Here is an 8158-nt window from a genome sequence, read left to right on the forward strand (position 1 = left end):
CCCGGCCCCCGGCGGCGGGGCCGGGACCCCGCGGCGAGGCGGAGGCCGCTCCGGGGCGCAGCGGCCTCCGCCGTCGGAAGAACCCCCGGTCAGCGGCGGGCGCGCGCCTCCGCGATGCGCCGGCGCACCGGCGCGTAGTGATCGGCCAGGGCGGCCGCGAACTCGACGGGATCCCGGTCCCGGACGGCGTCCACGATGCGCTGGTGGTTGGCGATGGTCGCCGCCTCGTGCTCGTGCGTGAAGACGTCGAGGTGCGGCGCGACGATGACGTAGACGTCCCAGAAGGCCGCGGACAACTGCCCGACGAGGTCGTTGCCGAGGGGGGCGAGGAGGAGGGTGTGGAAGGCCCGGTCGGCCTCGACGAAGCCCCGCCCCTCGCCGGCGCCGGCTCGGCGCATGTCGTCGACGAGCTCCCCGAGGCGGTGGATCTGCCCGGCGCTCAGGGACGTCACGAGCCGTTCGGCCATGCCGCGTTCGAACAGCTCCCGGACCTCGATGAGGTCCGACAGCACCTGGAAGTCGTCGTCCGGGCTGAGCAGGCCGCGGAAGGTCAGGCTCTCCACCAGCGCGGACAGGCTCAGCCGCCCGACGTAGGTCCCGTGGCCGTGCCGCACCTCGACGATGTCGAGCGCGGTGAGGATCCTGATCGCCTCCCGCACACTGGAACGGCTGGCACCCAGCGCCTCGCACAGGGCCGGCTCGGTCGGAAGCGGGTCCCCCGGACGCAGTTCGTTGCGCAGAATGTAGGCCTTGATGCCGTCGACGACCTCTTGCCGCAACGGCTGCCGTGCTGTCTTGGGCTCCGGCATCGTCCGCCGGTCCGCCCCCTGTCCCACCGCCACCTCTTGACCCCTCTCCCTAGCCGAGCTACGTTCCCACGCTATCAAGCATCAGACATCAGACGTCTGATGCACAGGCGATGAGGTACCGTTCGCGCCCGCCTCTTCCCGACATCGCCCTTTGCACGTCATTTTCCCGCCTGGAGGAACCTTGTCCGCGCGCAGCGCAGCCGGCTTCGACCGCCGTACCTTCATGAGATACACCAGCGCCCTCGGTGTGGCGACCGCGATCACCGCGAGTCTGTCCGCCTGCGGCGGCCCCGGCAGCACCAACGACGAGTCCGGCGGTTCCGGGAGCGGTGCCGGCACCGACACCATCGAGGCCGGTCTCTCCTACCCGCTGTCCACGGGCTTCGACCCGATGATCACCTCGGGCGCGACGCCGTTCGCGGCCAACATGCACATCTTCGAGGGCCTGGTGGACCTCGACCCGGCCACGCTCGTCGCCCGGCCGACGCTGGCCACCGAGATGCCCAAGAAGATCAACGCGACCACCTACCGGGCCACCCTGCGCGAGGGCGCGACGTTCCACGACGGTTCGGCGGTCACCGCGGACGACGTGGTGTTCAGCTTCGAGCGGGTCCTCGACCCGAAGAACGCCTCGCTGATGGCGCAGTTCGTCCCCTTCATCGACCAGGTGAAGGCGGTCGACGGGTCGACGGTCGAGTTCAAGCTGAAGCACCCCTTCGCCCTCTTCCCCTCGCGCATATCCGTGGTGCGGATCGTGCCGAAGAAGATCGCCGGCGCCGACGCCAAGGCCTTCGACGCCAAGCCCGTCGGCTCGGGTCCGTACCGCTTCGTGTCGGCGGTCCGCGAGGACAAGATCGTCATGGAGGCGTACGACAAGTACAACGGCCCGCACCCGGCCAAGGCCAAGAAGATGGTCTGGCGCCTCATGTCCGACCCGTCCGCGCGGGTCAGCGCCCTGAAGTCCGGTCGTGTGCAGGCCATCGAGGACGTGCCCTACATCGACGTCAAGGGCTTCACCGGCAAGGACAAGGTGGAGTCCGTGCAGTCCTTCGGGCTGCTCTTCCTGATGTTCAACTGCGCCGACAAGCGCTTCGAGGACAAGCGGGTGCGCCAGGCGCTGCACTACGCCCTGGACACCGAGAAGATCATCTCCACCGCGCTGCTGGGCAACGCCGAGGCCGCCACGGGGTACGTCCAGGCCACGCACCCGGACTACCGGAAGGCCTCCACGGTCTACGCCCACGACCCCGCCAGGGCCAAGAAGCTGCTCGCCGACGCGGGCGCGGGCAAGCTGTCCTTCACGCTGCTGGTCACCGACACCGGCTGGGTCAAGGACATCGCCCCGCTGATCAAGGAGAGCTGGGCCGCGGTCGGCATCGACGCCAAGCTCGACATCGCCCAGTCCCCCGCCCAGTACGCCAAGGTCGACAAGGGCGATTTCGAGGTCCTGGCCGCGCCCGGCGACCCGTCGGTCTTCGGCAACGACGCCGACCTGCTGCTGCGCTGGTTCTACTACGGCTTCTGGCCGGAGAACCGTTACGGCTGGAAGGGTTCCGCCGCCTACAAGAAGACCCGGTCGCTGCTCGACGAGGCCGCCCGGGAGGCGGACGCCGAGAAGCGCAAGCAGCTGTGGGGCGAGGTCACCGACCTGGTCGCCGACGAGGCGGCCCTCTACCCGGTGCTGCACCGCAAGCTGCCCACCGCCTGGCGCGACGGCACGCTGACGGGCTTCAGGCCGCTGCCCACCACCGGACTGTCCTTCGTCGACGTCGGCCGCGCCTGAGCCTCGTCCGCCCGGACCGTCGGGTCGCCGCCGCCGCCCTGAGGGCGGCGGCGGCGACCGGCCCCCAATCTCTAGGAACCTCACGATGGTTGCATTTCTCCGGCTCGCGCTGCGCCGCGTCGCGATGATGCCGGTGATGATCCTCGGCATCGCGCTGCTGGTCTTCGTGGTGCTGCAGTTCTCACCGGTCGACCCCGCGTACAACGCGCTCGGTGACAGCGCGAGCCCCGAGGCCCGTGCCGCGTTCGCCGAGGCACAAGGCCTCAACGACCCGCTGCCGGTGCGGTACTTCGCCTTCCTGGCCGATCTGGTGCAGGGGGACCTCGGGGTCACCGTGCCGCCGAGTCAGCCCGTCGTCGACCGCATCGCCACCGCGTTCCCGCTCACCCTGCAGCTGACGCTGCTCGGCCTCGCGCTGGCCATCGTGCTGGCCCTGGTCTTCGGTGTCACCAGCGCCGTCTACCGGGACCGCTGGCCCGACCAGGTCTTCCGGGTGCTGTCGATGGCCGGCATCGCCCTGCCCTCGTTCTGGCTCGGCGTCCTGCTCATCCAGCAGTTCGCACTGAACATGCAGCTCCTGCCGACCGGCGGCTACGTCAACCCGGCCGACTCCTTCGGCGGCTGGCTGGAGAGCATGGCCCTGCCCGCGATCGCGCTCGCGCTGCCGGTCGCCGCCTCCCTGGCCCGCCTCATCCGCACCTCGATGGTCACCGAACTCGACCGCGACTACATCCGCACCGCCCGCGGCAGCGGCCTGCCGCCCCTGATGATCGTCCGCTCGGCCCTGCGCAACGCCCTGGTCACCCCGCTGACCGTGCTCGGCGTCAAGGTCGGGTACATGCTCAGCGGCGCCGTCGTCATCGAGGCGATCTTCGACCTGCCCGGCATGGGCAAGCTGATCCTCGAGGGCGTCACCGGAGGCGACGTCGGACTCGTGCAGGGCACCGTGCTCACCATCGCGATCGCCTTCCTGGTCGTCAACGTCGTCGTCGACCTGCTCTACCTGCTCGTCAACCCGCGCATCAGGACGGTGTGATGTTCGCCCCACGCTCCCTCGCCGAGAAGCTGGCCCCCGGCACCCGCCTGCGCCGCCTGCCCGTGCCCTCCCGGATCGCCCTCGGGGTCCTCGTCGTGGTGGTCCTGAGCGCGGTCTTCGCCCCGCTGCTCACCCAGGACCCCCTGGCCACCGGCATCCCCGCCCAGCCGCCCGGCGCCGACCACTGGTTCGGCACCGACCGGGCCGGCCGCGACGTGTTCGCCCGCGTGGTGCACGGCGCCCGCTACTCCCTCGTGATCGGTCTGGGCGCGACCCTGCTCGCCCTGACCATCGGCTCGTTCCTGGGGGCCCTGGCCGCCACCTCGCGCAAGTTCGCCGACGAGAGCGTCATGCGCGCCCTCGACGTCGTCATGTCGTTCCCGCCGATCGCGCTGGCCGCCGTGCTCGTCGCCGTGTTCGGCCCGAGCGTCCCGGTGATCATCTTCACCATCGCCTTCGTCTACTCCCCCTCCCTCGCGAGGGTCGTGCGCGCCAACGTCCTGGAGCAGTACGGCGAGGACTACGTGGCCGCCGAACAGGTCATCGGCGCCCGCCGCGGCTACATCGTGGCCCGCCACGTCGCGATCAACTGCGCCGCCCCCGTGCTGGTGTTCGCCACCGTCATGGTCGCCGACTCGATCATCTTCGAGGCGAGCCTGTCCTTCATCGGCGCCGGTGTGCAGGACCCCGACCCCAGCTGGGGCAGCGTGCTGGCCTACGGCCGGCAGATCCTGCTGTCCGGCGGCTGGTGGGCGACCCTCTTCCCCGGTCTGTGCCTGCTGCTCACGGTCCTCGCCCTCAACGTCCTGTCCGAGGGCATGACGGACGCCGCGGCCTCCCCGGACAAGGCCCGTGCCGGCGGCGCCGAGGACGGCAAGGACGTCGCCACCGCCGCCGCGCCCGTCGCCGAGACCCCCGAGATGCGCACCGCGCTCACCGAGCTCGCCACCCGCCTGACGGCCATGGAGCCCTCCGTGCCGCCGCTGGCCGAGGACGCCGCCGAACTGCTCGTCGTGCGCGACCTGACCATCCGCTTCCCCGACCGCTACGGCGACACCCGTGTCGTGGACGGCATCTCCTTCACCGTCCGCGAGGGCGAGACCCTCGGACTGGTCGGCGAGTCCGGCTGCGGCAAGTCCATCACCAGCCTCGCCGTCATGGGCCTGCTGGCCCGCAACGCCGAGGCGGAGGGCCAGATCCTCTACCGCGGGCGCGACCTGCTGACCATGGCGCCCAAGGAGCGCCGGGCGCTGATGGGCCCCGAGATCGCGATGGTCTACCAGGACGCCATGTCGTCCCTGAACCCGTCCGTCCTCATCGGCACCCAGCTCAAGCGCCTCACCTCCCGCGGCGGCACCCGCACCCCGGCCGAACTCCTCGACCTGGTCGGCCTGTCGCCCGAGCGCACGCTGCGCAGCTACCCCCACGAGCTCTCCGGCGGCCAGCGCCAGCGCGTGCTGATCGCCATGGCCCTCTCCCGCAGCCCCCGGCTGCTCATCGCCGACGAACCGACCACGGCGCTCGACGTCACCGTGCAGGCCCAGGTCGTCGAGCTCCTGGTCAGGCTCCGCGACGAGCTCGGCTTCGCCATGGTCCTGGTCTCCCACGACCTGGCCCTGGTCGGCGACCTCGCCCACCGCATCGCGGTGATGTACGCGGGCCAGGTCGCCGAGGCCGGCGCCACCCGTTCCCTGCTGACCGACCCCGCCCACCACTACAGCCGCGGACTGCTCGGTTCCGTCGTCTCGCTGGAGGCCGGCACGGAGCGGCTGCACCAGATCCGCGGTGTGGTGCCGGCGCCCAGGGCGTTCGGCGCCGGCTGCCGGTTCGCCTCCCGCTGCGCCGCCGCCACCGAGCTGTGCGCCACCACCCCGCCGCCCGCCGCCGACCGTGACGGGGCGCCGGACCACCTCTTCGCCTGCCACCACCCGGCGCCCGTCGACCGGTCGGCCGAGTCGCTGGAAAGCGCCCGATGACCGCCCCGGAGGACACCACGATGGACCCCACGAAGGCCCCTGCGACGGACCCCCTCGTCCGGCTCGACCGCATCCACGTACGGCACAAGGCCCGCAGCGGCGGCATCCTGCGCAGGGACGCCGTGCACGCCCTGACCGACGCCTCCCTGGAGGTGCGGCGCGGCGAGATCCTCGGCCTGGTCGGCGAGTCGGGCTGCGGCAAGTCGACCCTGGCCCGGGTGGTCACCGGGCTGCAGCGCCCCACGGAGGGGCGGGTGTACTTCAAGGGCCGGGACCTGTGGGAGATGCCCGCGGCCGAGCGCCGTGACGACTTCGGCGCCAGTGTCGGCGTGATCTTCCAGGACCCCTCCACCGCGCTGAACCCGAGGCTGCCGGTCCGCCGGATCCTGCGCGACCCGCTGGACGTGCACCGCCGCGGCACCCGCGCCGAGCGCGAACGGCGCGTCGGGGAACTCCTCGACCTGGTCGGCCTGCCCGGGCACACCCTGGAGGCGCTGCCCGGCCAGCTCTCCGGCGGTCAGCGCCAGCGGGTGGCCATCGCCCGCGCCCTGGCCCTGGAGCCGGAGCTGATCGTCGCCGACGAGCCCACCAGCGCCCTGGACGTCTCGGTGCGCGCCCAGATCCTCAACCTCCTGGTGGATCTGCGCGCCCGGCTCGGCCTGGGCATGGTGTTCATCTCCCACGACGTGCAGACCGTGCGCTACCTCGCGGACCGCATCGCCGTGCTCTACCTGGGCCGCGTCGTCGAGGAGGGCGGGGCCGGGCAGGTGACCGGCGGGACCCGCCACCCCTACACCGAGGCGCTGCTCTCCGCCACGCCGAGCCTGCTGGAGCGCCCGGAGCGGATCGTGCTGCACGGCCCGGTTCCCTCAGCGACCAACCCGCCGTCCGGCTGCCCCTTCCGCACCCGCTGCTGGAAGGCGGACGACGCCTGCGCCACCGCCTTCCCGGAGGCGACCGCCACCCCCGAGGGCCACCGCTGGCACTGCGTGCACCCGCAGGGCACCGGGGAGAGCGTCACGCTCTCCCTGTCGGGAAGCGCGGCGAGCGCCCCGTGACAGCCGCCGGGCGGTGTGCGGGACGGCCGCGCACCGCCCGGCGGCCACCAGCCTCCACGACCGCGTCACCCCGGTACGGGCGGCGGCGTGTCCCTCCGGGAGCCGGCGGGCCGCGCCGGCGCCCCGTCCGGGCGAGCCCGCTCACTCCCGATCCCGACGAGGAGCCCACCGTGCGCAGACGTTCCCTTCTCCTTACCGCCGGTGCGGCGGCCCTGGCCACTCCCCTGGCCGGCCGTGCCGTCGCAGCCCCGCTCTCCGGCCCGGTGCTGGACCACACCACTCCCGTGGACCTGGACGGCAGCGGGCACGTCGACCTGTCGGCCCGGGTGGGCGCGGTCGCGCCGCTCGCCACGGGGACGATCGTCGCCACCTTCCGCACCACCAGCCGCAACCAGGCGATGACGCTGCTCAGTGCCTCGGACCCGACCGTCCCCTCCTCGAACGTCACCCTGACCGTGAGCAACGGCGCCCTGCAGTTCTCCGTGCGGGAGAAGGACGCCGTCCTCGCGAATGTCATGACCAGGACACGTTACGCCGACGGGCGGAGCCACACCGTCGCCGTCACGGTCGACGGCACGGGCACCCGGTTGCACGTGGGCGGCCGGAAGGTGTTCGAGACCGCGGCCCGCCCCTTCTTCCGCAGCGTCTCCGGCCTGACGGCGCTCGCCCTCGGACGCAACCTCGACAGCACCCGCGCGGGCGGCGAGTGGTTCTTCACCGGCACCATCGAACGGGCCGCGGTCTGGGACCGGGTGCTCACCGAGGCCGAACTCGTGGCCCAGAGTCCCGCTCCGGCCCTCGCGGACGCGGGTCGCCTCGCCACGATCCTCAACAGCGACACCCCCGCCACCTGGCTCTTCACCGGCGACAGCATCACCCACGGCGCGCTGCACACCAACGGCTGGCGCAGTTACCCCGAACACTGGACGGAACGCGTCCGCTGGGAACTCGGCAAGCCGAAGAACCGGGACTTCGTGATCGACACCGGGGTGAGCGGCGCCACCAGCGCCGACCTCGTCGCCGCGTTCGGCGAGCGGGTCTCCGCCTTCTCGCCGCACGTCGTCTCCCTGATGATCGGCACGAACGACATCGCGACGCCGGGGATCGGTCTCGCCGGGTACCGGGCCAACCTCGTCTCGCTCGTGCGTTCCATCCGCGCCCTGCCCGGCTCCCCCGTGCCCCTCCTCCAGGCCCCGAACCCGGTCGACCCGGCGAGGTGGTCCGGCCGCGCCGAGCTCTGGCGCTACGCGCAGACCATGGGCGAGGTCGCGGCCCAGGAGAAGGCCGTCTTCATCGACCACCACGACGACTGGCTGAACGGCAACGGCGGCAAGGTCCCCCTCTCCCTGCTCAACGACGGCCTGCACCCCAACCAGCGGGGGCACCACCGGATCGTCCTGAAGATGATCAGGGACCTGCAGCTCTTCGACCCCGCCAGCGGGGTGTGCACCCTGGCCGTCCCGTGACGGACCCGGTCCCCGCCGGTCCGGCGGGGA

The 8158-nt window shown here is 72.2% G+C and carries 6 protein-coding genes; 5 read left to right on the forward strand and 1 reads right to left on the reverse strand.

Annotation, left to right across the window (positions count from 1 at the left end):
* Positions 1–89 precede the first annotated feature (89 nt).
* Positions 90–809, reverse strand: a complete 720-nt coding sequence (locus tag AOK18_RS04315) for a FadR/GntR family transcriptional regulator (RefSeq protein WP_074994081.1) — start codon at positions 807–809, stop codon at positions 90–92.
* Positions 810–1032: 223 nt separating this feature from the next.
* Here AOK18_RS04315 and AOK18_RS04320 point away from each other — a divergent pair, with 223 nt between their 5' ends.
* The 5 genes from AOK18_RS04320 to AOK18_RS04340 all read left to right on the forward strand — a co-directional run bounded on the left by AOK18_RS04320 (position 1033) and on the right by AOK18_RS04340 (position 8128).
* Positions 1033–2592 (forward strand): ABC transporter substrate-binding protein, encoded by a 1560-nt coding sequence (locus tag AOK18_RS04320; RefSeq protein ID WP_055693429.1) that lies wholly within the window; start codon positions 1033–1035, stop codon positions 2590–2592.
* An 85-nt stretch (positions 2593–2677) separates the two neighbouring features.
* A complete protein-coding gene (locus AOK18_RS04325; protein WP_055573506.1) occupies positions 2678–3628 on the forward strand; it encodes an ABC transporter permease in 951 nt (316 codons plus the stop codon).
* Positions 3628–5604, forward strand: coding sequence for a dipeptide/oligopeptide/nickel ABC transporter permease/ATP-binding protein (locus AOK18_RS04330; RefSeq protein WP_055573507.1), 1977 nt, complete (start codon positions 3628–3630; stop codon positions 5602–5604). Before AOK18_RS04325 ends, AOK18_RS04330 begins: the two co-directional genes overlap by 1 nt.
* Positions 5605–5624: 20 nt before the next feature.
* Positions 5625–6662, forward strand: a complete 1038-nt coding sequence (locus tag AOK18_RS04335) for an oligopeptide/dipeptide ABC transporter ATP-binding protein (RefSeq protein WP_420865576.1) — start codon at positions 5625–5627, stop codon at positions 6660–6662.
* 170 nt (positions 6663–6832) lie between these two features.
* Positions 6833–8128, forward strand: coding sequence for an SGNH/GDSL hydrolase family protein (locus AOK18_RS04340; protein WP_055693428.1), 1296 nt, complete (start codon positions 6833–6835; stop codon positions 8126–8128).
* The last annotated feature ends 30 nt before the right edge of the window (positions 8129–8158 follow it).

This window comes from Streptomyces prasinopilosus (genome assembly GCF_001419695.1).
GTDB lineage: Bacteria > Actinomycetota > Actinomycetes > Streptomycetales > Streptomycetaceae > Streptomyces > Streptomyces prasinopilosus.

Excerpts from the sequence above, each read along its gene's own strand:
- AOK18_RS04315 (WP_074994081.1), bottom strand. The coding sequence starts at position 809 with ATGCCGGAGCCCAAGACAGCACGGCAGCCGTTGCGGCAAGAGGTCGTC.
- AOK18_RS04320 (WP_055693429.1), top strand. The coding sequence starts at position 1,033 with ATGAGATACACCAGCGCCCTCGGTGTGGCGACCGCGATCACCGCGAGT.
- AOK18_RS04325 (WP_055573506.1), top strand. The coding sequence starts at position 2,678 with ATGGTTGCATTTCTCCGGCTCGCGCTGCGCCGCGTCGCGATGATGCCG.
- AOK18_RS04330 (WP_055573507.1), top strand. The coding sequence starts at position 3,628 with ATGTTCGCCCCACGCTCCCTCGCCGAGAAGCTGGCCCCCGGCACCCGC.
- AOK18_RS04335 (WP_420865576.1), top strand. The coding sequence starts at position 5,625 with ATGGACCCCACGAAGGCCCCTGCGACGGACCCCCTCGTCCGGCTCGAC.